Consider the following 25,550-nt stretch of genomic DNA (forward strand, 5'->3'; position numbering starts at 1 on the left):
GCCACTTCAAAACTTCACAGACAGCTTGAGCGAACCGTAGTTGAACAGCCCGGAACGGGACGTCTTGAATTCTGCGGTCTGCCAGTTCTGGCTGTACGACAGCCGAACGCCATGCCACATCACCGCCAGGCCGGCATGAATTTCGCCGACATCCCACGTCTTGCTGACGTGGGGCGAGTTGTTTCGCAACGTGTTGCCCTGAAGCGTCGCATCATAGGCAACGGCCTGCCCCTCGACGCCGCCATAGAAATACCAGTCGAACGGCTGGACGGGCGTGAACGCGTCCGTCCCATCCAGGCCGGGTCCAACTGTCGCGTTACCAAAATCGCTCTTCAGCCCCTGTCCGATGCGAATCGTGCCCGCGACATCGCCATAGGTACGATAATCGCCCGCCGCGCCGGACACGGCAGGCAGTACATCCATACCGAACCCATGGAAATTGACGATCGGAAGACGCCAGATACGCCCGGCCTGAACCTGAAAGACCGGCTGGTTGCCAATCTGATGAGCCCAGCCCTTGTTGGGCGTATCGCTGATGAGATTGTGAAAGCCGTTCTGCACCTGACGACCGAGGCCACCCGGACCCAGGACACCGAACTGAATACCCGCAACGCTGCGTGACAGATCGGTATCGTTGATGAAATTGACCGTCCCGAGCAGAACACCCGCATAAGGGTGATCGCCGGCAGGCGGATTCACCGCCTGTGTCGCATGCGGCGTGAAGATGGACTGCTGCACATCGAGACTGACACGTTGCACGCCCTGCCCCAGAAGGAACTGGTTAAGATCGTGAAACGGCTTGGGGAGATTATCCGTCCCCGATGTCCAGCCAACACGCAAGCCGGACGTATAATATTGGTCGGACGTGCCTTTCAGGGTCGAGACCGCATCGTTCTCACCCTGCACGGTCCATGTCCCATAGGGGTCCTGCAACGGCGTGGCATTTGCCGAACCGGCAGCGACTCCGGCCAACGCCACGAAAGACAACGGGCAAACCGTCCGACGCCACACTTCCTCGAACCGCAATGCCCATCTCCCCCATGACTTTGCAATGTCCGCTCGTGTGTATGTCACGGCCAGACAAAAAACAACGCTCGCGAAGCGGACTTTTCGACGGTTGAAAAGGGTTTGATGTCGAGGTGGCGCGTACAGGACACATCAAATCGTCATCTTTCATCGGCCGAAAACGCGTTTTCATGTGGCAGCGCCGAGAATAAGCATGTTAAAGTCGCTGAGAAATCGAGCGAGGTCTGCTGTCCCGTTTTTAAAGCGAGCCGGTTCTCTCCTTGTCGTTTCGACTTATGCCACGTGCGGTCTCTGGAAAAAGTGACCGCCTTATACATCTCGGGATCAGACCGTTGAGAAGCAATAGAACCGACCGCAGCCCACGTTCCCCGCGCCGCGGCGGATTTGACGATGATTTCATGTCGCCGCCGTCGCCCTCTTACGGCGACCGTGGCGGTGCGCCGTTCCGTCGTCCGAGCGGTGGCCCGCAGGTCATCGCATCAGGACCTGAAATCAACGCCAGCGTTAAATGGTTCAACAGCGAAAAGGGCTTCGGCTTCGTCGAACTCTCTGACGGATCTGGCGACGTTTTCCTGCATGCCAACGCACTCTCCAGCGCTGGCCATGATAGCGTAAACCCGGGCGCCACCCTCAACGTGCGCATCGGTCAGGGTCCGAAGGGTCGTCAGGTCGCGGAAGTCCTTTCCGTCGACGAAAGCACCGCGGAAGCGCCTCGTCCCCGTAGTGCCGGCTTTAACGCAGCACCTCGCAGCCCGGGTGGCTTCGGTGGCCCCCGCCAGTCGCGCCCGGCGCCGGATCTGTCGCAGGCTCAGGAACTGCGCGGCACCGTGAAGTGGTACAATGCCACCAAGGGGTTCGGCTTCATTACGCCGGAGACCGGCGGCAAGGACATCTTCGTGCATGCGTCGGCTCTCGAGCGTTCCGGTCTGGTGTCGCTGAACGAAGGTCAGGCTGTCGACGTCAAGGTCGTACAGGGCCAGAAGGGTCCGGAAGCCGCTGGCATCAGCATTCCCTGATCGCCAGCATTTCTGAAAAGGGCCGGTTGAACAGATGTTCAACCGGCCCTTTTTTATGCGTCACCAGGACTACTGCTGCCCACCTGTAGCGCGATGTCAGTAATCGCGCCCCTTGCTGCGAAGCAACCGCGCCTTGTCCCTTTGCCAGTCCCGCTCGGCAATGGCGTGTCGCTTGTCTTCCTTTTTGCGACCCTGCCCTAATCCAAGCGTAAGCTTCGCGACACCGCGAGCGTTAAAGTGAATGTCGAGCGGCACCAGAGACGCACCCGCACGAGAAACAGCCCCGAGAAAATGAGCAATCTGTTTCTTGTGCAGCAGCAGTTTGCGCGGCGCACGTGTATCGAAGCGGGAAAGGACGCCGCCCTGATATTCCGGAATATATGAATTGAAGAGCCATATCTCGCCATCGCGCTCGCCGGCGTAGGCTTCGTTGATCGTGGCGCGACCCAGACGAAGGCTTTTAACCTCCGGACCTTTCAGGACAATTCCGGCTTCAGTGGTTTCCAGAATACTGTAATTAAAGCGTCCCTTGCGATTCTGCGCGGCAATACCGTGTGAAATCATGCCGCTCTTGTTCTTTTTTTCTGCCACACTCTACTCCATCAGACCCACGATCCGCAGGGCATCATCGATCACACTGCGGGACGCGACCGAAGGTTCCGTCATCGGCAACCGCACCGTTGGGCGACATAATCCAAGCCGCGACGCGGCATATTTTACCGGGATCGGGTTGGTTTCACAGAATAGTGCATCGTGCAACGGCATGAGGCGATCCTGGATCGCCATGGCCGCAGCGATATTCCCGGCCTGCCATTCAGCATGAAGCTGGGCGCAAAGTGCCGGCGCCACATTTGATGTCACACTGATACAGCCATTTCCGCCCGCAGCCAGAAAGGACACGATCGTGCCATCCTCGCCGGAAAGCTGGTTGAATTCCCTACCCGCCAGCAATCGCACCTGAATCGGACGAACAAGATTGGCGGTCGCATCCTTCACGCCGACAATGTTCGGATGGCGCGCCAGCCGACCGATCGTCTCCGGCAAGACCTCCACGCCCGAACGCCCAGGTACGTTATAGATATACAATGGCAGATCGGTCGCATCGGCTACGCTCATGTAATGCCGATACAAACCCTCCTGCCCCGGCTTGTTATAGTAGGGCGCCACCACCAGCAGTGCATCCGCGCCGACAGACTGCGCATGGCGCGCCATGCCGATCGCCTCATGCGTGCTGTTGGAACCCGCCCCGGCCATGACCCCGACACGACCTGCCGAAGCCTCGACTGTATGAGCCACGACCAGAGCATGTTCTTCATGGCTGAGCGTCGGGCTTTCGCCCGTTGTCCCTGCCGGGATCAGGCCGGATGTGCCATTCTCGATCTGCCAGTCAATGAAACGTGTCAGAGCCGGGAGATCAAGATCGCCGTTCTCGGTCATCGGCGTCAGCAACGCGGTCAACGATCCCTGGAAATTCTTGTCTCTCGCCATTGTCTCACCCGTCCCGGCCGGCGTCTTCCCCCGGCTTTGTTTTACCGCGCATCCCTTACGCAGGCCTCAGCCCGCGTCAAGTCGGCATCGCGAACTAGGAATTTACGACGTGGTGAGGGCGGCTCGACGGATAAACCCCCAGAATACTCCACGCGTCACAAAGTTGCGGCAGGATCGCCAAGGCTTGCGCCAATCCCGATTGCTGAGGATGGCCCTCGACGTCCAGCAGGAATTGCGTTGCGGCGAACGATCCCTCCAGCATGTAACTCTCCAGCCGCGTCATGTTGATTCCCGCATCGGCAAAAGCACCAAGCGCCCGATAAAGCATGCCAGGCGCATTCCGGACGCGAAAAAGAAGCGTCGTCATCATTGACGACAAGGCCGGGTCCGGCCACGCCGCGTCCCGCGCGACGATGTAGAAACGCGTCGTGTTGTGGCCTGCATCTTCCACATTACGCCGCAAAACCGTCAGGCCATTGAGGTCCGCCGCCAGTTCCGAAGCGATCGCACCTTCCTCGATCCTGCCCCACTCGCGTATGAGTTCCGCCGCACCCGCTGTATCGAACGCCGTCACGGGCGTGACGCCCAGTTCGGCAATCAACCGCCGCACCTGCCCCAGCGCGACCGGATGAGTATGAATACGACGGATATCGCCCAGCGCTGCGCCCGGCAGGGCAATGAGGCAATGCTCGACGCGCTGAAAATATTCGCCGACGATATGCAGCCCGGCCTCGGGCAGCAATGTGTGGATTTCCGGAACACGTCCGACAAGGGAGTTCTCACACGCCAGCATGGCGGCATCCGCCACGCCGTCATGCACGGCCTGAATGGCAGCGGGGAAACTCTCACACGGCAACGTCGTCCAGCCCGGACGCGCTTGCCGGCAGGCCAGATCCGAGTAAGCGCCCGGGCGTCCCTGAAAGGCAATGATCGGCATGATCGGCATGATCGTGTCGTCAGACGAAATGTGCGCGAACACGCGCAAGGTCGTCAGGCGTGTCGACGCCAAGGGGAGCCTGTTCGATCGCTGCACAGCCAATACTCATACCCGCCTCCAGCACTCTGAGTTGTTCAAGGGACTCCCGCTGCTCCAAGGGGGACGGCGACAACGCCACGAATCGACGGAGGGCCGCACGACGCCACGCATAGACACCGACGTGATGCCACAAAGGACCAGCACCCCAAGGGATTGGCGCCCGGGAGAAATACAGCGCGCGTGCAACCCGGATATCGGCGGGAAAGGCGCAGGCCACCTTGACGATGGAATTCGCCACCGTCTCACGCTCGTTCTCGATCGGCGCCACGAGCGTGCCGACGTCAAACGGCGTATCGTCCAGTGTTGATACCACGCGTTGCAGATCATTCGGCGCAAAAAGCGGCAGATCGCCCTGCAGGTTGACGACCCTGTCGAAGCTTTCCTCAGGATCGATGATTTCCAAAGCCGCGTGCACGCGGTCCGAACCGCTCGGCAACAGGGGATCGGTCAAAATCGCTTTCACCCCTAGCGGCCTGACCGCCGTCGCGATCGCTTCATCCGCCGTTGCAACGACGACCGGACCGATATCCGCCGCCAGGGCCTGACGCACCACGCGCACGATCATCGGCTGACCGCCGATCTCGGCCAATGCCTTGTTCGGCAAACGTGTCGAACCAAGCCGCGACGGAATAAGGACGATCGTGTTCATAACGGAATAAGTCCGGGGAATGAGCCTGCAGGGCGGCAAGAAATGCCGCAGCGGCCCTGCACCGTCAATCATATCGTTGCCAAGACAATGCGATCGGGACAATTAAACACAACATTCCCGCCCTCTCCCGGAGGATCATGTCCGATGACCGTCATCCTGCCCGCCCATGCCCTGGAAACCGCCAGACTTTGCGCCGCGGCAGCCCGCGCGGCGACGCTGCCCCATTTTCGGGCCAGAACGGCCGTTGAAGACAAGTCCGATGATAGCCCGGTCACGGTCGCGGATCAGGGCGCGGAACGCGCCATGCGTGCCATCATCGCGCAGCATCATCCCGATCACGATATCCTCGGCGAGGAATACGGTGGCACTTCGACAAACCGCCGGCACTGGACCTGGGTGATCGATCCCATCGACGGCACACGCGCCTTCATCACGGGACGGCCAAGTTTCACGACATTGATTGCGCTTCTATATGATGGGCGTCCGGTATTAGGGCTGATCGACCAGCCTGTGACGGGCGAACGATGGATCGGCATCGAGGGCCAGCGCACCACGTTCGAGGCGCGGACAATGCCGGGGGAAATCGGCACGCGACCATGCCGCGCCCTGGACCGGGCCGAACTCTCCTGCACGTCTCCCGACATGCTGGTGCCCCCATTCGATGATCGCTTTGCATCGCTGAAGCGCACCGTCAGGCGCACCAGCTGGGGCGGCGATGCCTATGGCTACGGTCTTCTGGCGCTCGGTCAGATCGATCTGGTGGCCGAATGCACGATGAAGCCATGGGACTGGGCGGCGCTGGTGCCGGTCGTCACGGGTGCCGGCGGCAGCATGACGGACTGGGCGGGCGCGCCGCTCTCACTCGACGGCGACGGCACGGTGCTCGCCTGCGGAGACCCTGCCATGCACGCCGACGCCATAGCGGCGCTTTCCCCACGCGCCACGATCCGCTAGGAAACGGCTCGCTGTCACCGACGGGAGCCGTATCATGGACGCAACATTTTCCCTGCCCAAGGACAAGATCCGGATTCTTCTTCTGGAAGGCATCCATGAGAGCGCGGTTGCTCATCTCAACAGTCAGGGGTACCACGAGGTAACCCGCCTGAAGACAGCGCTGGACGGCGATGCCCTGCGGGATGCACTTCGTGGCGTGCACATGGTCGGCATCCGTTCCCGCACGCAGCTGACGTCCGAAATGATCGAAGCCGCCGACCGACTGATGGCGATCGGCTGCTTCTGCATTGGCACCAACCAGGTTGATCTCGACGCCGCAAGAATGGCCGGAATTCCCGTGTTCAACGCTCCTTTCAGCAACACTCGCTCCGTCGCCGAACTGGTGATGGGCGAAATCGTCATGTTGCTGCGCCGCATTCCGTCGCGCTCCGAAGAATGCCATCAGGGCGGCTGGGATAAATCGGCTGTCAATTCATGGGAGGTGCGAGGCAAGACGTTGGGCATCGTCGGCTACGGCTCGATCGGCTCACAACTTTCCGTCCTGGCCGAAGCGTTCGGCATGAGCGTGATCTATTACGATGTTCAGGACAAACTGCCGCACGGCAACGCAAAGCCCGTTGAAAGTCTGGAGGCTTTGCTGGCCCAGTCCGACATCGTCAGTCTCCACGTTCCCCAGACCGAGCAGACACGCAGCTTGATCGGGGAGAAGGAAATTCGGGCCATGAAGCCGGGCTCCATTCTCCTGAATAACGCCCGCGGCACTGTTGTCGATATCGACGCTCTCGCCGCGGCCCTGAAGGATAATCATCTGATGGGCGCTGCCATCGATGTGTTTCCGGTCGAGCCCAAAGGCGCGGGCGATCGTTTCGAAAGCCCGCTGCAAGGCCTGCCGAACGTTCTGCTGACGCCGCATATCGGCGGCTCCACGATGGAAGCGCAGGAGCGTATCGGCGTCGAGGTCGCACGTCGCCTCGTGGAATATTCCGACGTCGGCTCGACGGTCGGCGCCGTGAATTTTCCGATGGTCCAGTTGCCTGAACGCCCACGCGGCACGCGCTTCATGCACGTGCACCACAATCGCCCCGGCATCCTGCGACAGATCAACGAACTGTTCGCGCAGGAAGGGTGCAACATCACCGGACAATTCCTCCAGACGGACGGCGATCTCGGCTATGTCGTCGTCGAAACCGATGCCGGACCGGACCTCGCGCTGGATCAACGCCTGCTGGAAAGCCTCCGTCATCTCGATGGTACCTTGCGCGCACGTCTGCTGTATCAACGAAGCTAGGAAAACCCAGGCTTGTTAACCACTCCTTAACCCTATGCGATGGAGACTGGGCGGCATGTCGAATGCCGCCCCTGCTCCCGTCGCTCCCGCCGTTGCTCGCATCCAGAGCTTTGCCTTCGTCGGAATCGACGCGGTGCCGGTTACGGTGGAAGTGCAGATTGCCAGCGGACTGCCGGCGTTTTTAGTAGTGGGCCTCGCTGACAAGGCCGTCGGCGAAGCGCGGGAACGGGTTCGTGCCGCCTTGACGGCGCTCGGACTGGCCCTGCCGCCGAAGCGCATCCTGATTAATCTGGTTCCAGCCGACCTGCTCAAGGAAGGCGCCCATTTCGATCTGCCGATCGCTCTCGCCCTGCTGGTCGGCATGGGCGTCATCCCGCACGAAAGCGCCTATGCCTACGCCGCCGTCGGCGAACTGTCGCTCGACGGACGAATCAACCCGGTCGCCGGCGTCCTGTCTGCGGCATTGGGCGCCGTGGAGAGCGACCTGGGCCTGATCTGTCCTGCTGCACAGGGTGCGGAAGCGCGATGGGCCGGCAGCGATCTCGATATATTGGCCCCGAGGGATTTGCAGGCGTTGATCACGCATTTCCAGGGCCATCAGGTTCTCGATCCGATACCGGATCCCAAGCGTATTACCCTTCCGCCCTTACCGGACCTCGCCGATATTCGCGGCATGCCCGTTGGACGACGCGCGCTGGAAATCGCAGCGGCTGGCGGTCATTCGTTGCTGATGTGCGGCCCGCCGGGAGCCGGGAAGTCGATGCTCGCAGCCCGCCTGCCGTCGATCCTTCCCGATTTGACGCATGAGCAGAAGCTGGAAAGCAGTCGCATCCATAGTGTCGGCGGTCAATTGCCCGGCGGCATGCTTGTCTCCCGGCCGCCATTTCGTGAGCCGCATCATTCCGCCACACTTGCCGCCCTCGTCGGCGGGGGCGGAAAGTCACGTCCGGGCGAAGTCAGTCTGGCCCATCATGGTGTTCTCTTCCTGGACGAATTTCCGGAGTTTTCCCGCGCCTGCCTCGAGGCGCTTCGCCAACCGATCGAGACCGGTCGTATGACCGTGGCGCGCGCCAGCCAGACGGTCACGTATCCAGCACGCTTTCAACTGATTGCGGCCATGAATCCGTGTCGGTGCGGCTATCTGGGGGATCCGGAACGACAATGTCGCAAGGCACCGCGTTGCGGCGAAGATTACGCCGGCAAGATATCAGGGCCGATGATGGACCGGATTGACCTGAACGTGACCGTCCAGCCTGTTTCCCCTCTTGAAATCAGCCGCTCCGCCCGGGGTGAAGACAGCGCGACCGTCCGCATGCGCGTCGCAGCGGCGCGCGAGCGCCAGATCGTGCGGCAGAACTGCTGCAACGCCGAAGCGGACGCCACCGCCTTTGTCATGACGGATGCCGCTCGCGAAACTGTCGAGCATGCAGCGGAAAAATTGCGACTATCGGCTCGCGGCCTGACGCGCCTGTTGCGCGTCGCCCGCACGATCGCCGACCTCGACGAAAGCGAGGCGCTGGAACATCGTCATGTCGCGGAAGCACTTGGATTTCGGCGACGATAGCGCAAGCCTATCCCGCCCATGAGGCGCGCAGCACCGCCAGACCGCCATCGAGGTCGGCAATAAGTTCATCGACGTCTTCAAGGCCGATATGCAATCTGAACGCCGGCCCTTGCAGCAGGCCGCCGGGAATATTGCGCCGAATACCACCCGTGGTGGGAAGAACGAGGCTTTCATAGCCGCCCCAGGACGCACCCAGTCCGAACATCGCCAGTGCGTCAATCATGTCATGCATGGCGGAGACCGGCATTTCCGGCTGGAGTTCCACGCCGAAGAGTCCGCTGGCGCCACTGAAGTCCCGCAGCCAGAATTCATGTCCGGGGCATTCATCGAACGCGGGATGCAGGACACGCGCGACCTCCGGTCGTCCGCGCAGCCATTCCGCAATACGCAAGGCCGATTTCGCCTGATGCCCGAGCCGCACCGCCATGGTGCGCAAACCGCGCAAGGTCAGCCAGCAGTCGTCAGGGCCGGCAACCTGCCCAAGCTGGATCGCCGCGTCACGAAGAACGCGCCAATCGGCCTCATCCGCCACCGTCACGCTCCCAATGATCGCATCCGAATGACCGGCCGGGTATTTGGTCAGCGCCTGGATGGAGACGTCCACGCCATGGTCGAAAGGCTGGAACACCCCAATGCCCCATGTATTGTCGAGCATGAGTTTCGCACCATGCTCATGCGCCACGCGCGACAGCATCGGCACGTCCTGCACTTCGAATGTATGGCTCCCTGGACTCTCCGCAAAGACGATCCGCGTCTCTGGACGAATCAGGTCGCGCAACGCAGTTTCATCCAGAAGCGGCGGATAATAAGTCGTCTCGATCCCAAGACGACGAAGCATCGTATCGGCAAAGCGCCGCGTCGGAGAATATACGGCATCAGGCAATAACAGATGATCCCCCGCCGCCAGAAACGCCAGAAGCGGCGTCGTGCAGGCAGCAAGGCCGGAGGAGACAACCTGGCAATGCGTTCCGCCCTCGATCTGCGCGATCAGCCGCTCGAGTTGATGCTGTATCGGCGTTCCCATCGCGCCATAGACCAGTTCGTGGTCATGACTGCGTGTTCCATTCTCCCGCATCGACGCCAGATCCGGGAACAGGACGGTCGATCCGCGACTGACCGGTGAGTTGACGAAAACACCGTCAGCGGAAGCCGCATCGGGCCGTCCGCCCTGCACCAATGTCGAGGCCAACCGCTTCCAGCCACCGGATACACGCGCCGAAGGATCGGCTTGCTCTTCACTCATTTCCCGGTCATTCCCATACGAGTTCGGCATCAGTTTTCCTCAATCGGCAGCGCAGGGTCCGATCCCCATTCGACCCAGGAACCGTCATAGAGCCGCCCCGGGGGCAATCCCGCCAGAACAAGGCCCATCGTCAGTGTCGCCGCGGTGAGACCGGAACCACAGGTCGTAATGACCCGCTGCCCTTGCCAGCCTGCTTTTTCGAAACGCCCGCGCAACGCTGTCGCCTCCTTGTATCGTCCCCCTTCGGCCAGCAATTCGCCATACGGAATATTGACGGCACCCGGCATATGGCCGGCGCGCACCCCGGGGCGCGGTTCCAGTGCCTGCGCGGCGAAGCGCGCGGACGAGCGCGCATCCACGATCAGCGTCCCTGCATCGCCCAACGCGATCAGAACATCCCCGGCACCCGCCAGAAGGTCGTAGCGCGATCGCGTCCGATAGCCATCGACAGGCATATGGGCAACCGGCACGCCCTGCTCGACCACACCTCCGGCGGCCGCATAGGCCGCAAGACCGCCATCGAGCACGAAAACCTTCTCATGGCCGAAAAGCCTGGCGAGCCACCAGGCCCGGCTGGCGCCCACACTGCCCTGACGATCGTAAAATACGATCGGATCGTCATGTCGTATCCCAAGCAACATCATGCTCTTCGCGAAACCACCGGCGGTCGGCGCCATATGCGGCAGCCCCGTTTCACGATCCGACAGCCGATCGATATCGAAGCGTCGCGCATTCGGCAGACGCGCCTCGCGGAAATCAGCGTCGGGATCACCACTCTGGCCCGGCAACAGGATACTGGCGTCCAGATAAATAGTACCGTCCCCGATGCGTGCGTCGTCATCAGGTCGGATCAGCGGTCCGGTCATCATGCGCCACCCTTGCCTAAAACAGTCTCGTTTTGCACGATAGCAGGATGGTCGGCACCGCGGTCAATCCGATACGACGAACCGTGCGGAAGCCGCTGCGTTGATCGACCGACGGCATCTGGGAAAAGATCGAGGCATTTGACGACGGAACGCATCATGTTGGGCCTGCTGCTGGTCGGTGTGGCTTATGGCTGTAGCGTCGTCCTCTGGCCCTTTCTCTCCGCCATCCTCTGGGCGGCGATCCTCACATTCACAACCTGGCCGCTCTATGTCCGCCTGCGCCGCTCGATCAGGCCGGTCCTTGCGGCATTGGTCATGATGGTCAGCAGTGCGATCGCGATCCTCGTGCCCCTCGGCTTCCTGACATCGACAGGAGTCGCCGATATCCCCGATGTCATACGCGGCATCGACCATGCACTGGTCCATATCGCAACGTCCGAACCCGCGCCGCCCTGGATTGCCCATATTCCACTTGTCGGCAACCAGGCCCAGGCGGCCTATCATTACTGGACCCACGATCTCCGCACCGTTGGACAGACGCTCCAGCCCTACGCCGGACAGATCGCGCGCTATATGCTGTCCGCGCTGATGCAACTCGCCAGTGGTATCGCCGAATTGCTGATGGCCCTCTTCGTGGCTTTGTTCTTCTGGATCAATGGCGATGCGCTCGGGCGCGTCATCCGGGCACTGCTGACGCGCATCACCGGCGATTACGCAGCCCGACTCATCGCGGTCATCGGCAACGTAATCCGCGGCACGGTCTACGGCATTCTCGGCACCGCCATCGTTCAGGGCGTGCTGACGGCGATCGGGCTGCTGATTTTCGGCGTATCGGACCCGGTTCTGCTTGGCGGGCTGGCGGCGTTCTTCGCCGTGTTTCCCGTCGGCGCGCCTCTGGTCTGGGTTCCAGCGGCCATCTGGCTCGCCGTCCATCACCATCTGGTCGCCGGCATCGGCCTCGCCGTCTATGGTATCGTGCTCATTTCCGGCGCCGACCACATCATTCGCCCGGCCTTCATCGCGCGCGGCGCGCAATTGCCCTATCTGTTGACCGTCCTTGGCGTTCTCGGCGGCATTGTCGCTATGGGCGGACTTGGTATTTTTCTCGGGCCCGTCCTGTTGGGCGTCGGCTACACACTGACTGTCGAATTCGCGAACGGTCGGGCAGGCTCATCCATGCCCGCCACGCAGGAGGTCAAGAAAGCATCATGACGCATACCGTCCTTCATATGCCCGAGCGCACGGCTGGCCATCAGGCATCGCATCACGCGCCCGGTGTGGGACATTCATTCAAGATTCTCAGTTGGAACCTGCTGAATAAAAGCGGCGCCACGCTTGACGAGGTGATTGCACTCGCCCGCGAGCAGGCACCCGATATCCTTCTGATGCAGGAGGCCAAGGCAGAAATCGATGCCCTGCCCGCCGCCCTGCCAGGACACTATGCGCGCATTCCCCTGCCGGGCCGTGTTCATGGCACTGCCTGCTGGAGCCGGTTTCCGTTCGCCCGCCCGCCGGTATCCTGCCTTCTGCCATCCGGTCTCGTCGTCCGACGAACGGCTCAGCTGATTGACTTCGGCAGTTTCTCCATCGCGAACGTCCACCTTTCACATGGACAGATTCTCAACCGACGGCAGTTGCGTCGCATTGCAGAGATGCTTCGCCCGCGCGCGCTCGTCATGGGGGATTTCAACCTCGTGGGCCCCACCCTGCTGCCGGGGTTTCAGGATGTCGGCCCGCGCCTTCCGACCCACCGCATGATCGATCTCCTCCCGATCCGCATCGACCGCTGCCTGACACGAGGCATGACACCCCTTTCCGCTGACGTCATGCCCAGCTTCAGTTCCGACCACCATCCGATCGTCGTGACCCTTCGTCTGGGCCAGAGCGCGCAGTCGTCATGGCGAACGCGCCTTGCCAAAGCCGCCTACAGATAGGGCATGAACAGGCGCACACCGGCGTTGCGCAGCTTCACCATTCCGGACTGACTGTCCAGTGTGTGATGGGTCAGACGTCCATGCCGGTGCCGGTCAATGAACGCTATCAGTTCCCGCGCCAGATCCTTGTCATAGACTTCCATATTGATCTCGAAATTCAGGCGCAGGCTCCGCACGTCGATATTACTGCTGCCGACGAAGGACCAGTCCTCATCGACAACAAGAAGCTTGGCGTGGTTGAACGGGGGTTGCGCCATCCAGATACGACATCCCGCGTCAAGGAACGGCGCCAGATTCGCGTCACGTGCGTAGTCGATCAACCGATGATTGCTGCTCCCCGGCACGATGATATCGATTTCAACGCCTCGCAGGGCCGCGAGACATAGTTCGGACGTCAGGCGCTCATCCGGCAGGAAATATGGCGTCATCAGCCGCACGCTCCGTCTCGCCAGGGCAACGCCCTGCAACATCGCGAATTCGATCTTCTCAAGGTCATTATCCGGCCCCGACGTGACGATCCGCATCGGTATGTCGCCAACGCTATCGAGCTGCGGAAAGTAAATCTCTCCATCAAGCTCCTCCTGACAGGTGAAGGACCAGTCGCGTGCGAACGCCTCCGTCAGCTGGTGCACGATCGGCCCCTCGATCCGGAAGTGCGTATCCGCAACCGGCACCTTCGTGCGCAGCCGCAACATATTTTCCTCGCCAATGTTCAGCCCACCCATGAAACCGACGCGACCGTCCACCACCAGAATCTTGCGATGGTTGCGCAGGTTGATGAACGGCATTCGCCACGGCCATAGCGAGTGCATGAAGCGGTGGCAGGCAATATTGCGCCGCCTCAACGCCGATGCCACACCGCTGTGAAAATATCCGCTGCCGATTCCATCGACCAGCACATGCACCCGCACGCCCCGCGCCTGCGCATTGGCCAATGCCTCTATGAAACGGTTACCGACCTCATCCGCCCGGAAAATATACGAACAGAGCAGAACGGATTGCCGCGCGTTGTCGATGGCCGCCAGCATGACCGGATAGGTATTGTCGCCATCATGGAGGCACTGGATAACGTTGCCACCGAGAAGCGGTCGTTCGGTCAACCGCCCCAACATCCGCGCCAGAGGCGCGAACTGACCGTCCACCTGTTCGCGGTGCTGCACAAGGGCGCCACGCCCGTCCCATTGATGGCTGCCGATCAGCTTTCTCGCCAGACGCCGCACGCGATTGACGCCGAACATCACATACAGTGCCGCCCCGGTAAGCGGCATCAACCACGCGATGCCGATCCATCCTGTGGACGCCGCCGTATCACGCTTGGTACGCAGCACATGGATCGTCACGGCCAACGCCAATGCATAGCGCGCAAGGACGAGCAGGATATCGAGAACGGTATAGTGGTGGTTCATTGCTGCCAACGATAAAGCAACATTGACGATTGAACAGCCGCGAAGCTTACGCGAGGGATGCAATCCGGCGTATGATTGCCTAGATTGGACAGAGAGACCCACACCAGCCGAGGAGGACGCGAAAATGACAGTCGCCACCACGCCCCGGTTGTTCTATACCACCACCCCCAGCCCGTGCCCCTATCTTCCGGATCGCCAGGAACGCAAGGTCATCACGGAACTGACCGGCCCGGATGCCGGCGCCCTGCACGATCGCCTGTCCCGTGCCGGTTTTCGACGCAGCCACGCGATCGCCTATGCGCCCGTCTGTGCCGGCTGCCATGCCTGCATTCCAATTCGCATTCCCGTGCAGCGCTTCACGCCCGATCGTACGCAGCGACGTGTCAGACGTCGTCTGGCCGATATCACCCTCATGCAGATCGAACCACGGGCTACCCCCGAGCAATATGCGCTCTTTCACGCCTATCAGTTCAATCGCCACGCAATGGGCGACATGGCGCAGATGAGCTTCGACGAATATCGCGCCATGATCGAAGACAGTCCCGTCCAGACATGCCTGTTCGAATTCAGGGATCGTTCGGACCGTCTGCTCTGCGTGTCCCTCGTGGACAAGCTCTCCGACGGACTATCGGCCGTCTATACCTTTTTCGATACGACCGACCCGTCGGCATCTCTCGGCACCTATTCAATCCTCTCGCTGATCGATGAGAGCCGTGCGCGCAGTTTACCGTATCTCTATCTCGGCTACTGGGTCAAAGGCAGCGACAAGATGGCATACAAGTCACGCTACCATCCTGCCGAAATCATGACGGGCGGTCAGTGGCAACCACTCGATGCCAGCACGCCCATCGAGCGCAGCATGCCACTCTTCTAGGCCTGCTTGCGCGTCATCCAGATCGGCGCGGTCTTGCCGGCATCGCCGCGCTTGCCATCCAGTGCCGCAAGATCGGCCGCACTCCGCGGCTTCGCCCCCGCGACCCACACCAATCCGGCTTCACGGTCGAACACACGCAGGTCGCGCAAGCCGCCCGAGGCGTATTTCTGAAGCGTGACACCCATGCCGCGCGTCATTTCCGGCATCTGATCGAGCGGGAAGATCACGGCGCGCCGGTTATCGCCCAGTATGAGCACATGCGTGCCCATTGCCTCGGCGCATATAATGCCCTTATCACCTTCGCGCAGATTCAATACCTGCTTGCCGGTCCGCTTCTCCGCGACGAGATCGGCAGCGCGCACAATCATGCCCTTGCCTTTCGCGGTGGCAAGAAGACGCCTCTGCTCCGGATCGACCGCGAACATGGCAATGGTCGCCTCATCCTGGGGGATTTCCGCCAAAACCCGCACCGGCTGACCGAAACCCCGCCCACGCGGCAGATCGCTGGCCCGGAGCGTGAAGGCGCGACCGCCATCGGTAAACAGACATACCCGATCAGTGCTCTGGCACTCGACGGCCATGTGAAAGCCGTCACCTTCCTTGAATTTCTGCGCCTCGATATCGAGACCATGCCCGCGCACAGCTCGAATCCATCCTTCTCGCGAAAGCAGAACGGTTATCGGCTCGCGGTCCACTTCCAGCGCGGCGGTCAGATCGACCGGTTTCGGCGGCAACGCGATCTGCGTCCGACGCGCGCCGAGAGCACCATCGCCGAACTTCTTCGCCGTCGCTTCCAGTTCCTTGCCGATCCTGGTCCATCTTTTGCGATCGCTGGCGAGCAGGCCTTGGAGACTCGATCGTTCCGCCTCCAGAGCATCGCGCTCCTTACGAATCTCGATCTCCTCGAGACGTCGCAAGGATCGCAGACGCATGTTCAGCACGGCATCCGCCTGAAGCTCGGTCAGGGAGAATGCCGTCATCAATGCCGGCTTCGGCTCATCGCTTTCCCGGATGATCCGGATCACTTCGTCGATATTGAGGTAAACCGCAAGAAATCCGTCGAGCAGTTCAAGGCGCCGTTCAACCGCCTTCAGGCGATGATTGCTGCGACGCACCAGAACCTCATGCCGATGGTCGAGCCAGGCCCGCAGGACACCGCGCAGACCCATCACATTCGGTACACGGTCACCGTCCAGCACGTTCATGTTCAGGCTGAACTTGTTTTCCAGGGCCGTGAAACGGAACAGCGTCTCCATCAGCACTTCCGGCTCGCAGCCCTTGCTGCGCGGTTCCAGAACCATCCGGATGTCGGTCGTGCTCTCGTCGCGCACGTCACCCAGCAGGGGCAGCTTCTTCTGCTCCATCAACTCGGCAATCTGCTCGATCAACCGGGACTTCTGCACCTGATAGGGGATTTCAGTCACAATAATCGTCCAGGTGCCGAAACGCCCCTGCTCGACCGCCCATGTCGCCCGCGTGCGGAAGCTGCCGCGGCCTGTCTCATAGGCCTGCAGGATGGCGTCCGGGTCCTCGACGATCACGCCACCCGTCGGAAAATCCGGTCCTGGCATATGCGCCAGCAACTCGGCTGTGGTCGCGTCGGGCGCGTCAATCAGATGGCGCGCGGCACGGCAGATTTCCGCCGCATTATGCGGCGGAATGCTCGTCGCCATGCCCACGGCAATACCGGTCGCACCATTCGCGAGCAGATTGGGAAACGCGCCGGGCAAGACGACCGGTTCATGATCCTCGTTGTCGTAGGTCGGACGAAAGTCGACGGCGTCGTCCTCAAGCCCGTCGAGAAGGGCTTTCGCAACATCCGTCAGGCGCGACTCGGTGTAACGCATCGCAGCGGCGCCATCGCCATCGATGGACCCGAAATTGCCCTGTCCCTCGACCAGGGGATACCGGACGGCGAAGTCCTGCGCCAGACGCACCAGCGCGTCATAGACGGCCACATCACCATGCGGATGGAACTTACCGATGACGTCACCAACGACGCGTGCACACTTTTTAAACCCTGATGTGGGATCAAGGCGAAGCTGCTGCATGGCATAAAGCAGGCGGCGATGAACGGGCTTCAGCCCATCGCGGACGTCAGGAAGGGAACGCGACATGATCGTTGACATCGCATACGCGATATATCGCTCGCTCAGCGCATCGGCGAGCATGGTGTCTTGAATATGACCAACCAGATCGCGGCTCATTCGGTCCCCCTTTGTTCCAGTGCAGATAAAGCGTCAGCCCCGCGAATGTCCAGCCGCTTCCGCCATACGCTTGCCGGTCTCGTTGTCTTCGGCATCAGCGCCTGCTCGCCCTACGCGCCGGCGCAACGTACGGAAAACGACCTTGCGCTCAGCGGCTTCGTCGCCCATCCGGCAGATACCACCGCACGGTGGCAGATGATGAATCTCCTGCCCCCCAACCATCTGGCCTATCGCATGTCCAGCGCTGGCCCCATACTTCTCTACGCCGATCCCCTCGCCTGCGGCTGCGTCTATTTCGGCGATCGTCAGGCTTATCAGTCCTACACCGCCCAACATCGCCAGACGCCATTGCAGGAGAAACAGATGACCGCGGAGATCAACCAGCACCCGGGCTGGGACTGGAGCGTCTGGGCACCGACGGCTGATCCCGCTGCCGTCGAAGCCCGACGGGGTTACTGATCGTCCGCATCCCCCACTGGCGGCGAGATCGATCGCAGGCGCAACCGTTGCACCAGACGTTCGCGCGCATCTGGCAGGGGAACATGGCGAACACCGTAAACATGCCGCGCCAGAAAATACCCGGTGAGGTCGAAACCCTTGACCCAGTCGTCCCCATGACCGGGATCGGCATCGTCCCGCAGCAATGCCGGCATGGGCAGAAGTTTGTCACGCCACTCGCCCGCTGCATCGTCGGACACGGCACGACCGGTGCGCGGCGATACATAGGCCAGTCCGTCCGTCGCGCCGGTCACGGCGCAACTCTCAAGACGCAGGCCATAGCCGAGAGCGGCCAGCAGATCCCGCTCCCAACGAATTGCCATCGCCATAGGCGGATCGTCAGGCATGACACCGATCGCCGTCACCAGCCGAACAAGAGAAATGAACAAGTCGGGATGCGGCTCATGCTCGGGCAATGCACCGTCCGCCAGCGCCGTGACCGATGCCAGCAACGCTAGCGACAGCGGATGGTCGAGAAGCCGCGAAGCGGCGCTTTGCACCAACTCCGCCGTCACATGCCCAAGCTGGTCGGGCAAGCGTGCGCGCCAGCGCGCAAGAACGAGGTTGCCCGGCTGCCAGACGGCAACCTGGCGCCTGGAAACGCCACCGCGCACAAGACCCGCGGTCACGCCCTGCTCCTCGCTTAACAGACGAACGATCGCGCTCGTCTCGCCGTAAGGGCGAGCGGAAAGAACGAAGGCCGGTGCCTCCCAGTCCATTCCACCCGTTCCCCGATCGGCTAATCAGGCGCCAGCGGCAGCCGCCACTTCCGCCGCGAAATCGCTCTGTTCCTTCTCGATGCCCTCACCGAGATGGAAGCGCTCGAAAGCCACCAGCTTGGCACCGGCCTTTTCGATCACCTTGGCAACGCGCGTTTCGCCGTCATGCACCCAGACCTGCTCCAGAAGCACGACTTCCTCGTAGTACTTGCGGATACGACCATCGACCATCTTCTCGATGATCGCTTCCGGCTTGCCGGATTCACGAGCCTGCTCGATCAGAACGGCACGCTCGCGCTCCAGCGCTTCCGGGTCCACACCGGAGATATCCAGCGCGGACGGCCGCGTCGCAGCAACGTGCATGCCGACCTGGCGACCCAGCGTCTCCAGCGCATCCGTCTCTGACGGCGCTTCGATCGCCGCCAGAACACCGATCTTGCCGATGCCAGGACGCAGCGCGCTGTGAACGTAGCTGGCCACCGTGCCCGACGAAACTTCCAGCACCTTGGCGCGGCGGATCGACATGTTCTCGCCGATCGTCGCGATCAGATGGGTCAGTTCATCCGCCACCGTGCGACCGCTCGCAAGCTTTGCCTGCTTCAGCGCTTCCAGATCATCGCCAACTTCCAGCGCCGCATGGGCAACAGCTTCGACAAAGCCCTGGAACGCTTCGTTACGACCGACGAAATCCGTCTCGGCGTTGACTTCAACCATCGCGGCGCGCTGCGGCCTGGATGCCACACCAATCAGACCCTCAGCCGTCGTGCGGCCCGACTTCTTGGCGGCCTGCGACAGACCCTTGGTGCGCAGCCAGTCGATCGCGGCATCCATGTCGCCAGCGGCCTCGGTCAGGGCTTTCTTGCAATCCATCATGCCCGCGCCGGTCTTCTCGCGCAGATCGCGTACCAGTGCTGCGGTGATTTCAGCCATATCCCACATTCCTTCGATAATGAAACGGCGCGCCGGGCCATAACGCCCGACACGCCTTTAGATGATCTTTACCAATCGTCCTCACCCGTCACGACCTTGTCGGCCCTGACGAGCGGCAAGCCATTTCTCAGGCTTCAGCAGCTTGCGGCGCAGCTTCTTCGACAACGGTTTCGACCGGCAGTTCCTCGGAAGCACCGAAATCGACACCCGAAGCACCGAGCTCAGCCGAAATACCGTCCAGCACCGCCGATGAGATCAGATCGCAATACATGGTGATCGCACGGATCGCGTCGTCGTTGCCCGGGATCGGGTAGGTCACGCCAGCCGGATCGGAGTTGCTGTCGAGCACCGCGATGACCGGAATGCCGAGCTTGTTCGCTTCTTCGACCGCCAGCTTTTCCTTGTTGGTGTCGATGATGAACAGGATGTCCGGCAGGCCGCCCATTTCCTTGATACCGCCGAGGGAGCGCTCAAGCTTCTCCTTGTCGCGGGTGATGTCGAGGATTTCCTTCTTGGTCAGCCCCTGCGTGTCACCCGCAAGCATTTCGTCGATCTGGCGCAGACGCTTGATGGAGCCCGTGATGGTCTTCCAGTTGGTCAGCATGCCGCCGAGCCAGCGATGGTTGACGTAATACTGGCCACAGCGCTTGGCTGCATCGGCAACGTGCTCCGCCGCGGCGCGCTTCGTGCCGACGAACAGGACGCGGCCACCGCCGGCCACCGTGTCGCGAACCGCCTTCAGCGCACGGTCGAGCATCGGCACCGTCTGCTGCAGGTCGATGATGTGGACCTGATTGCGAACGCCGAACAGATATGGCGCCATCGCCGGGTTCCAGCGGCGCGTGTGGTGACCGAAGTGAACGCCGGCTTCGAGGAGCTGGCGCATGGTGAAGTCTGGCATCGCCATGATGCTGAATTCCTATTCTTCTGGTTGAGCCTCCGCATGACATTGTTCCATCGGAACACCAGAAAGTCTGACGTCACGCGTGCGGATTATCGACGCCTCATGGAAGCGCCGCGCCGCGATATGGCGTTTTTCAGCACCAAAATCAACCATAACCCCGCCGTTTACGCGGAAATTTCATTCCGCGCGGCTTGTCAGCGATGATCGACACGCTGAACGCCGGGAATGGCCCGCAGCATTTCGCCCAGTCGTGGCGTAACGGGATACCGCCCCCGCAATGCGACCTCGACGGCCGTGGTCTCGGTCACGGCAGGGACAAGGACGATCCGCCCCTTGCCGCCCTTCTGATCACTCAGCAGCGCCTGTATGCCGCGCGCGGCCTCCGGCTGGTCCACCCATACCCGGATTTCACTTTCCTCCTGTGCCGCCGCACGTTCGAGGTCCACCACATCCTGCGCGGTGATCCGCAGCGCGTCGCCGTCGAGCTTGAGTTCAGCGTGCACCAGCACCGCATGGCCAGCGATCAGCAGATCGCGGCAGCGCGACAGCACTTCCGAAAACAGCGTCACCTCGCAACCACCACCGGCATCGGAAAGACGCACCCACGCCATCTTGCTACCGGTCCGCGTCGGCCGCTCCTTCCTGTCTACGACACATCCGGCGATCTTGACGCGAACCGCACCATTCTGCGCCGCGGCCATGAGTTGCTGCGACGTCATCGCGCCGGTGCGACGCAACATCGGACGATAGGCATCGATCGGATGAGCGGTCATGTAAAACCCGATCGCCTCCGCCTCGAAAGCAAGGCGATCGAATGTGGCCCAGGGCGCAACCACCGGCAGACGCAACGGCTCCGGCGGAGCCGCCACACCGCCGAACATGCCGATCTGTCCGGACGCCAGTTCCTGCGCCTGCGCCTGTGCACGACGCAACATCGTTTCGGCCGAGCCGAAGACGACATGCCGTTGTGGCATGATAGAATCGAAGGCGCCGGCCTTGGCCAGATTCTCGATCTGCATCTTGTTCAGTTGCTTGGCATCGCAGCGCTGCGCAAAATCCGCCAAATCCTGAAATGGCCGATCGCCACGCGATTCAACGATCGCTTCCATCGCCGAAAAACCGACCCGCTTGACCGCTGCAAGCGCGTAGCGGATGGCATAACTGCCGTCCTCGCGCTTTTCGAGCGTGAAGTCAGCGCCGGAGCGATTGATATCCACCGGCAACACGTCAATCTTCATGCGACGCGCTTCCTGACACAACGCCGCCAACTTTTCCGTCTTTTCCCGCGCCAGCGACATGCACCCGGCCAGAAACGCGACAGGGTGGTTCGCCTTCATCCAGGCGGTCTGATACGACACAAGCGCGTAAGCGGCGGCATGGGATTTGTTGAAGCCGTAATCCGCGAACTTCGCCATCAGGTCGAAAACTTCGGCCGCCTTTTCCGCACCGATGCCCCGCGCCGTAGCGCCTTCGACGAAGATCTCCCGCTGCTTGTCCATTTCCGCGCGGATTTTCTTGCCCATGGCCCGTCGCAGAAGGTCCGCAGCACCAAGGCTATATCCGGCCATCTTCTGCGCGATCTGCATGACCTGTTCCTGATAGACCATGATGCCATAGGTCTCGGACAGGATATCGCGGATTTCCTCGTGCGGCGGCTCCCATGCCTCGCCATGTTTGCGACGGCAATAATCCGGAATGTTCGCCATCGGACCCGGACGATAAAGCGCCACAGCCGCGATGAGATCCTCCAGCCGCGTCGGACGCATCTGTTTCAGAACGTCACGCATGCCCGCGCCTTCGAACTGGAAAACGCCCCCCGCATCGCCACGGGCCAACATATCGTAAGTTGCTTCATCATTTAAAGGAAGAGATGAAAGATCGACGCTAATGCCCTGTTGCTGAATGAAATCGACGCCACGTTTCAAAATAGTCAGCGTGGTCAGCCCCAGGAAGTCGAACTTGACCAGACCGGCCTGTTCGACGAACTTCATATTATACTGCGTCACCAGCATATCGCTCTTGGGATCGCGATAAAGCGGCACCAGTTCCACCAGCTTGCGGTCGCCGATCACGACACCCGCCGCATGCGTCGAGGCGTGCCGGTACAGCCCCTCCAGCTGAAGTGCGATTTCCATCAGGCGGCGCAACGCCTCATCGTTGTCGCGCATCTCCTGCAGGCGCGGCTCACCATCGATGGCCTGCTTCAGAGTCACAGGCTTCGCAGGGTTGTTGGGGATCAATTCCGCGACGCGGTTCACCATACCGAACGGCAGACCGAGAACGCGGCCGACATCGCGAACAGCAGCCCGCGCCTGAAGCTTCCCGAACGTGATGATCTGCGCCACCCGCTCGCCACCATATTCATGACGGACGTAACGAATGACCTCATCCCGCCGGTCCTGACAGAAATCGATATCGAAGTCCGGCATCGAGACGCGTTCCGGATTGAGGAATCTCTCGAACAGCAGATTGAAGGGCAGCGGATCGATATCGGTAATCGTCAGCGCCCAGGCCACCAGCGAACCAGCGCCCGAGCCGCGTCCCGGCCCCACGGGAATGCCGTGATCCTTCGCCCACTGGATGAAGTCGGCCACGATCAGGAAATAGCCGGGAAACCCCATGCGCCCGATGATGCCGAGTTCCATTTCAAGACGCTCACCGTAACGGGCACGCGTCTCGTCATCCGCCTCCAGCTTGTCGAGCCGCCGCGCCAGTCCTTCCCGCGTCATGGCGCGCAGCGTTTCCTCCTCCGTCGCGCCTTCATGCACTTTCGGGCACACAGGCAGCAGCGGTGGCCGCGTCATAACCTTGACGGCACATTTGCGGGCGATCACCAGCGTGTTGTCACACGCTTCCGGCAGGTCCGCAAAAAGTTCGCGCATGGTGGCCGGCGGTTTGAACCAGTGTTCACGCGTTACGCGACGGCGGTCTTCTTCCGCCATCGTCCGGCCCTGTGCGATGCACAGCAGGGCGTCGTGCGCCTCGTGCATGGTCTCCTTGGGAAAGAAGCATTCATTGGTGGCGACCAGCGGCACATTGCAACGGTCAGCCAACGCGATCAGCCCCGGTTCGATTGCCGCCTCCGCCGCCAGGCCATGCCTCTGGATTTCGACGGCAACGCGATCGCCGAATGCTTTCTGCAGGCGATCGAGAAATGCCCAGGCCTCTTCCTCCTGCCCCTCCGCCAACATGTTGAAGAGCGGTCCGTTGGTCCCGCCAGTCAGAACGAAAAGACCCTCGGCGTGGGCGCATATGGTTTCAAGCGGTACCGTCGGGTCGCCCGGGTCACCGTGCAGGAAACTTTCCGACGACAGGAATTGCAGGTTCGCCAGCCCGTCCTCATTCTGCGCCAGCAAAACGATCGGCTCAGACGGAGCGCCAGGCTTCTCGATCCGTGGCGGCAACGCGATCTGACAGCCAACAATCGGCTGCACGCCTTTGTTTGTGCAGTATTGTGAGAACTCGAGCGCACCGAAAAGATTGCTCGTATCCGTCAATGCCACCGCCGGCATGCTGTTTTCCGCGGCAAGTCCTACGAGGTCCGAGACACGGATGGCGCCCTGGCTGAGCGAGTAGGCGGAGTGATTGCGGAGGTGAATGAAATCGGCAAAAGGCATGCCGCCAGTCTAGCAGCAAAGCGTGTCGCGAAGGAGGGCTTTCATCAACCTTCCGGCGCCAGATGGCTCCTTCGCGCCAATACCACGAGAATGACGCCGATCATGGCCAGACCGAACCCCAGCGCCGATACCAGCGCATAACCCAGGCCAGCGGACAACACGATTCCCCCCAGCGCCGCCCCCAACGCGTTACCAAGGTTGAATGCCCCGATATTCACCGACGATGCCAGACCCGGCGCATCATGGGCTGCCTTCATCACCCGCATCTGCAACGCGGGCATGATGGAGAAGCTGGCCGCTCCCCAGATCAGCACACCGATCAACGCCCCTGCCGACGTCGTGGCCGCAAAGGGAAACGCAAGCATGATGACGCCCAGTATCGGGAAGAACGTCAGCAACGTGCCGTCCAGCGACCGATCGGCCGCGCGACCGCCAATCGCATTGCCGATGCTGAATCCCACGCCGATCAGCATCAGAGCCATCGCAATAAGCGTCGGCCCCGCATGCGTGATATGTTCCAGCATCGGTGCGATATACGTGTAGAGTTCGAACATGGCCCCCGCGCCGATGACCGTCACAGCCAAGGCCATCAGGACATTCCCGCGCATCAGGGCACGCAACTCACGCACTGCATCCGGACGGGGCCCCGCCTCCGCGAACGGCAATGCGCATTGTAACGCTGCCGCCGCGATCAGCCCCAGAATCGACGTCGCCACGAAAGCCTGCCGCCAGCCGAGCGTGTCACCCAGCCACGTTGCGGCGGGCACCCCGAAGATATTGGCGATCGTCAGCCCCATGAACATGGTCGCGACAGCGCTGGCCCGCTTTGTGGGCGCCACAACGCTGGAGGCTTCCACGGCTCCGAGACCGAAGAACGCGCCATGGGCCAGGCTTGTCAGCACGCGTGACAGAAGAAGCAGGGTGTAATCGCCACTTGCCGCCGCCGCGAGATTACCCACCGTGTAAAGCAACATCAGCCCAATCAGGGCATGCTTGCGTGCGTATCGCGCCAAAACCAACGTCATCAGTGGCGCACCCGCCATCACACCGAATGCATAGGCACTAATCAGACCGCCTGCTTTCGGAACGCTGACATGCACGCCCTGTGCGATGACGGGCAACAGGCCCATCGGCGTAAATTCCGTCACGCCTATTGCGAACGCACCAGCAGACAAGGAGAGCAGCGCCCAGTTCGGTCCCGACATGAAAGCCTTTCAATGAAGATAAATGCCACCTCGCCGCAGGGCAGCGGCGGTTCTCCGGCCGATGCCCATCCCGTCCAACCCGAGAAGGCGAGCACGAGACTGGCCCGACAGATGTCTTCATGCCAC

The 25,550-nt window shown here is 61.5% G+C and carries 22 protein-coding genes; 8 read left to right on the top strand and 14 right to left on the bottom strand.

Annotated elements, in window-relative coordinates; translation table 11 throughout:
- Nucleotides 1–6 precede the first annotated feature (6 nt).
- Nucleotides 7–987, bottom strand: a complete 981-nt coding sequence (locus A0U93_RS03160; RefSeq protein ID WP_245825060.1) for a lipid A deacylase LpxR family protein — start codon at nucleotides 985–987, stop codon at nucleotides 7–9.
- 371 nt (nucleotides 988–1,358) lie between these two features.
- Here A0U93_RS03160 and A0U93_RS16915 point away from each other — a divergent pair, with 371 nt between their 5' ends.
- Nucleotides 1,359–2,042 (top strand): cold-shock protein, encoded by a 684-nt coding sequence (locus A0U93_RS16915; protein ID WP_077806065.1) that lies wholly within the window; start codon nucleotides 1,359–1,361, stop codon nucleotides 2,040–2,042.
- Between the two features lie 96 nt (nucleotides 2,043–2,138).
- On the opposite strand, the gene smpB is transcribed toward A0U93_RS16915, so the two are convergent.
- From smpB to A0U93_RS03185, 4 genes are all read right to left on the bottom strand, one after another.
- Nucleotides 2,139–2,633, bottom strand: a complete 495-nt coding sequence (gene smpB / locus A0U93_RS03170) for an SsrA-binding protein SmpB (RefSeq protein ID WP_077806066.1) — start codon at nucleotides 2,631–2,633, stop codon at nucleotides 2,139–2,141.
- Between the two features lie 3 nt (nucleotides 2,634–2,636).
- Nucleotides 2,637–3,530: a 4-hydroxy-tetrahydrodipicolinate synthase gene (gene dapA / locus A0U93_RS03175; RefSeq protein ID WP_077806067.1), complete on the bottom strand. Its 894-nt coding sequence runs from the start codon at nucleotides 3,528–3,530 to the stop codon at nucleotides 2,637–2,639.
- A gap of 94 nt (nucleotides 3,531–3,624) precedes the next feature.
- Nucleotides 3,625–4,467: a prephenate dehydratase gene (locus A0U93_RS03180; protein ID WP_077808291.1), complete on the bottom strand. Its 843-nt coding sequence runs from the start codon at nucleotides 4,465–4,467 to the stop codon at nucleotides 3,625–3,627.
- 19 nt (nucleotides 4,468–4,486) lie between these two features.
- Nucleotides 4,487–5,215: a 3-deoxy-manno-octulosonate cytidylyltransferase gene (locus A0U93_RS03185; protein WP_077808292.1), complete on the bottom strand. Its 729-nt coding sequence runs from the start codon at nucleotides 5,213–5,215 to the stop codon at nucleotides 4,487–4,489.
- Between the two features lie 144 nt (nucleotides 5,216–5,359).
- On the opposite strand from A0U93_RS03185, the gene A0U93_RS03190 reads away from it, so the two are divergent.
- Genes A0U93_RS03190 through A0U93_RS03200 form a run of 3 tightly spaced genes read left to right on the top strand, consistent with a single transcriptional unit; the run spans nucleotide 5,360 to nucleotide 9,021 of the window.
- On the top strand, nucleotides 5,360–6,169 hold the full coding sequence (locus A0U93_RS03190) for an inositol monophosphatase family protein (protein WP_077806068.1): 810 nt from the start codon (nucleotides 5,360–5,362) through the stop codon (nucleotides 6,167–6,169).
- 34 nt (nucleotides 6,170–6,203) lie between these two features.
- Nucleotides 6,204–7,457 (top strand): phosphoglycerate dehydrogenase, encoded by a 1,254-nt coding sequence (serA, locus tag A0U93_RS03195; protein WP_077806069.1) that lies wholly within the window; start codon nucleotides 6,204–6,206, stop codon nucleotides 7,455–7,457.
- A gap of 55 nt (nucleotides 7,458–7,512) precedes the next feature.
- A complete protein-coding gene (locus A0U93_RS03200; protein ID WP_077808293.1) occupies nucleotides 7,513–9,021 on the top strand; it encodes a YifB family Mg chelatase-like AAA ATPase in 1,509 nt (502 codons plus the stop codon).
- A 7-nt stretch (nucleotides 9,022–9,028) separates the two neighbouring features.
- Here A0U93_RS03200 and metC read toward each other — a convergent pair whose 3' ends face one another.
- Nucleotides 9,029–10,264, bottom strand: coding sequence for a cystathionine beta-lyase (gene metC / locus A0U93_RS03205; RefSeq protein ID WP_077808294.1), 1,236 nt, complete (start codon nucleotides 10,262–10,264; stop codon nucleotides 9,029–9,031).
- Nucleotides 10,265–10,293: 29 nt separating this feature from the next.
- A complete protein-coding gene (locus A0U93_RS03210) occupies nucleotides 10,294–11,133 on the bottom strand; it encodes a sulfurtransferase (protein ID WP_147151262.1) in 840 nt (279 codons plus the stop codon).
- Between the two features lie 135 nt (nucleotides 11,134–11,268).
- On the opposite strand from A0U93_RS03210, the gene A0U93_RS03215 reads away from it, so the two are divergent.
- Both A0U93_RS03215 and A0U93_RS03220 read left to right on the top strand, forming a co-directional pair.
- Nucleotides 11,269–12,342 carry an AI-2E family transporter gene (locus A0U93_RS03215; protein WP_149026861.1) on the top strand — a complete coding sequence of 358 codons (1,074 nt, stop codon included), beginning with the start codon at nucleotides 11,269–11,271 and terminating at the stop codon, nucleotides 12,340–12,342.
- A gap of 17 nt (nucleotides 12,343–12,359) precedes the next feature.
- The gene (locus A0U93_RS03220) at nucleotides 12,360–13,064 is read left to right on the top strand and encodes an endonuclease/exonuclease/phosphatase family protein (RefSeq protein ID WP_169852796.1); all 705 of its coding nucleotides are present in this window, start codon (nucleotides 12,360–12,362) and stop codon (nucleotides 13,062–13,064) included.
- Here A0U93_RS03220 and cls read toward each other — a convergent pair.
- On the bottom strand, nucleotides 13,055–14,470 hold the full coding sequence (cls, locus tag A0U93_RS03225) for a cardiolipin synthase (protein WP_077806071.1): 1,416 nt from the start codon (nucleotides 14,468–14,470) through the stop codon (nucleotides 13,055–13,057). The genes A0U93_RS03220 and cls overlap by 10 nt on opposite strands.
- A gap of 124 nt (nucleotides 14,471–14,594) precedes the next feature.
- Here cls and A0U93_RS03230 point away from each other — a divergent pair, with 124 nt between their 5' ends.
- The gene (locus A0U93_RS03230; protein WP_077806072.1) at nucleotides 14,595–15,344 is read left to right on the top strand and encodes an arginyltransferase; all 750 of its coding nucleotides are present in this window, start codon (nucleotides 14,595–14,597) and stop codon (nucleotides 15,342–15,344) included.
- Here the strand turns inward: A0U93_RS03230 and parC are convergent.
- The gene (parC, locus tag A0U93_RS03235) at nucleotides 15,341–17,551 is read right to left on the bottom strand and encodes a DNA topoisomerase IV subunit A (RefSeq protein ID WP_077806073.1); all 2,211 of its coding nucleotides are present in this window, start codon (nucleotides 17,549–17,551) and stop codon (nucleotides 15,341–15,343) included. The two genes, A0U93_RS03230 and parC, sit on opposite strands and share 4 nt — an antisense overlap.
- Before the next feature lie 45 nt (nucleotides 17,552–17,596).
- Here parC and A0U93_RS03240 point away from each other — a divergent pair, with 45 nt between their 5' ends.
- Nucleotides 17,597–18,010, top strand: a complete 414-nt coding sequence (locus A0U93_RS03240) for a hypothetical protein (RefSeq protein ID WP_245825061.1) — start codon at nucleotides 17,597–17,599, stop codon at nucleotides 18,008–18,010.
- Here the strand turns inward: A0U93_RS03240 and recO are convergent.
- The 5 genes from recO to A0U93_RS03265 all read right to left on the bottom strand — a co-directional run bounded on the left by recO (nucleotide 18,004) and on the right by A0U93_RS03265 (nucleotide 25,424).
- Nucleotides 18,004–18,768, bottom strand: coding sequence for a DNA repair protein RecO (gene recO / locus A0U93_RS03245; RefSeq protein ID WP_077806075.1), 765 nt, complete (start codon nucleotides 18,766–18,768; stop codon nucleotides 18,004–18,006). The genes A0U93_RS03240 and recO overlap by 7 nt on opposite strands.
- Before the next feature lie 24 nt (nucleotides 18,769–18,792).
- Nucleotides 18,793–19,698 (bottom strand): translation elongation factor Ts, encoded by a 906-nt coding sequence (gene tsf, locus A0U93_RS03250; RefSeq protein ID WP_077806076.1) that lies wholly within the window; start codon nucleotides 19,696–19,698, stop codon nucleotides 18,793–18,795.
- A gap of 127 nt (nucleotides 19,699–19,825) precedes the next feature.
- Nucleotides 19,826–20,605, bottom strand: a complete 780-nt coding sequence (gene rpsB, locus A0U93_RS03255; protein WP_077806077.1) for a 30S ribosomal protein S2 — start codon at nucleotides 20,603–20,605, stop codon at nucleotides 19,826–19,828.
- A 191-nt stretch (nucleotides 20,606–20,796) separates the two neighbouring features.
- The gene (gene dnaE, locus A0U93_RS03260) at nucleotides 20,797–24,219 is read right to left on the bottom strand and encodes a DNA polymerase III subunit alpha (RefSeq protein ID WP_077806078.1); all 3,423 of its coding nucleotides are present in this window, start codon (nucleotides 24,217–24,219) and stop codon (nucleotides 20,797–20,799) included.
- A gap of 44 nt (nucleotides 24,220–24,263) precedes the next feature.
- Nucleotides 24,264–25,424, bottom strand: coding sequence for an MFS transporter (locus tag A0U93_RS03265; RefSeq protein ID WP_077806079.1), 1,161 nt, complete (start codon nucleotides 25,422–25,424; stop codon nucleotides 24,264–24,266).
- Nucleotides 25,425–25,550: the final 126 nt, after the last annotated feature.

Source organism: Neoasaia chiangmaiensis (assembly GCF_002005465.1).
GTDB lineage: Bacteria > Pseudomonadota > Alphaproteobacteria > Acetobacterales > Acetobacteraceae > Neoasaia > Neoasaia chiangmaiensis.

Excerpts from the sequence above, each read along its gene's own strand:
- dapA (WP_077806067.1), bottom strand. The coding sequence starts at position 3,530 with ATGGCGAGAGACAAGAATTTCCAGGGATCGTTGACCGCGTTGCTGACG.
- A0U93_RS03180 (WP_077808291.1), bottom strand. The coding sequence starts at position 4,467 with ATGCCGATCATTGCCTTTCAGGGACGCCCGGGCGCTTACTCGGATCTG.
- A0U93_RS03185 (WP_077808292.1), bottom strand. The coding sequence starts at position 5,215 with ATGAACACGATCGTCCTTATTCCGTCGCGGCTTGGTTCGACACGTTTG.
- A0U93_RS03190 (WP_077806068.1), top strand. The coding sequence starts at position 5,360 with ATGACCGTCATCCTGCCCGCCCATGCCCTGGAAACCGCCAGACTTTGC.
- serA (WP_077806069.1), top strand. The coding sequence starts at position 6,204 with ATGGACGCAACATTTTCCCTGCCCAAGGACAAGATCCGGATTCTTCTT.
- A0U93_RS03200 (WP_077808293.1), top strand. The coding sequence starts at position 7,513 with ATGTCGAATGCCGCCCCTGCTCCCGTCGCTCCCGCCGTTGCTCGCATC.
- metC (WP_077808294.1), bottom strand. The coding sequence starts at position 10,264 with ATGAGTGAAGAGCAAGCCGATCCTTCGGCGCGTGTATCCGGTGGCTGG.
- A0U93_RS03210 (WP_147151262.1), bottom strand. The coding sequence starts at position 11,133 with ATGATGACCGGACCGCTGATCCGACCTGATGACGACGCACGCATCGGG.
- A0U93_RS03220 (WP_169852796.1), top strand. The coding sequence starts at position 12,360 with ATGCCCGAGCGCACGGCTGGCCATCAGGCATCGCATCACGCGCCCGGT.
- cls (WP_077806071.1), bottom strand. The coding sequence starts at position 14,470 with ATGAACCACCACTATACCGTTCTCGATATCCTGCTCGTCCTTGCGCGC.
- A0U93_RS03230 (WP_077806072.1), top strand. The coding sequence starts at position 14,595 with ATGACAGTCGCCACCACGCCCCGGTTGTTCTATACCACCACCCCCAGC.
- parC (WP_077806073.1), bottom strand. The coding sequence starts at position 17,551 with ATGAGCCGCGATCTGGTTGGTCATATTCAAGACACCATGCTCGCCGAT.
- A0U93_RS03240 (WP_245825061.1), top strand. The coding sequence starts at position 17,597 with ATGTCCAGCCGCTTCCGCCATACGCTTGCCGGTCTCGTTGTCTTCGGC.
- recO (WP_077806075.1), bottom strand. The coding sequence starts at position 18,768 with ATGGACTGGGAGGCACCGGCCTTCGTTCTTTCCGCTCGCCCTTACGGC.
- tsf (WP_077806076.1), bottom strand. The coding sequence starts at position 19,698 with ATGGCTGAAATCACCGCAGCACTGGTACGCGATCTGCGCGAGAAGACC.
- rpsB (WP_077806077.1), bottom strand. The coding sequence starts at position 20,605 with ATGGCGATGCCAGACTTCACCATGCGCCAGCTCCTCGAAGCCGGCGTT.
- dnaE (WP_077806078.1), bottom strand. The coding sequence starts at position 24,219 with ATGCCTTTTGCCGATTTCATTCACCTCCGCAATCACTCCGCCTACTCG.
- A0U93_RS03265 (WP_077806079.1), bottom strand. The coding sequence starts at position 25,424 with ATGTCGGGACCGAACTGGGCGCTGCTCTCCTTGTCTGCTGGTGCGTTC.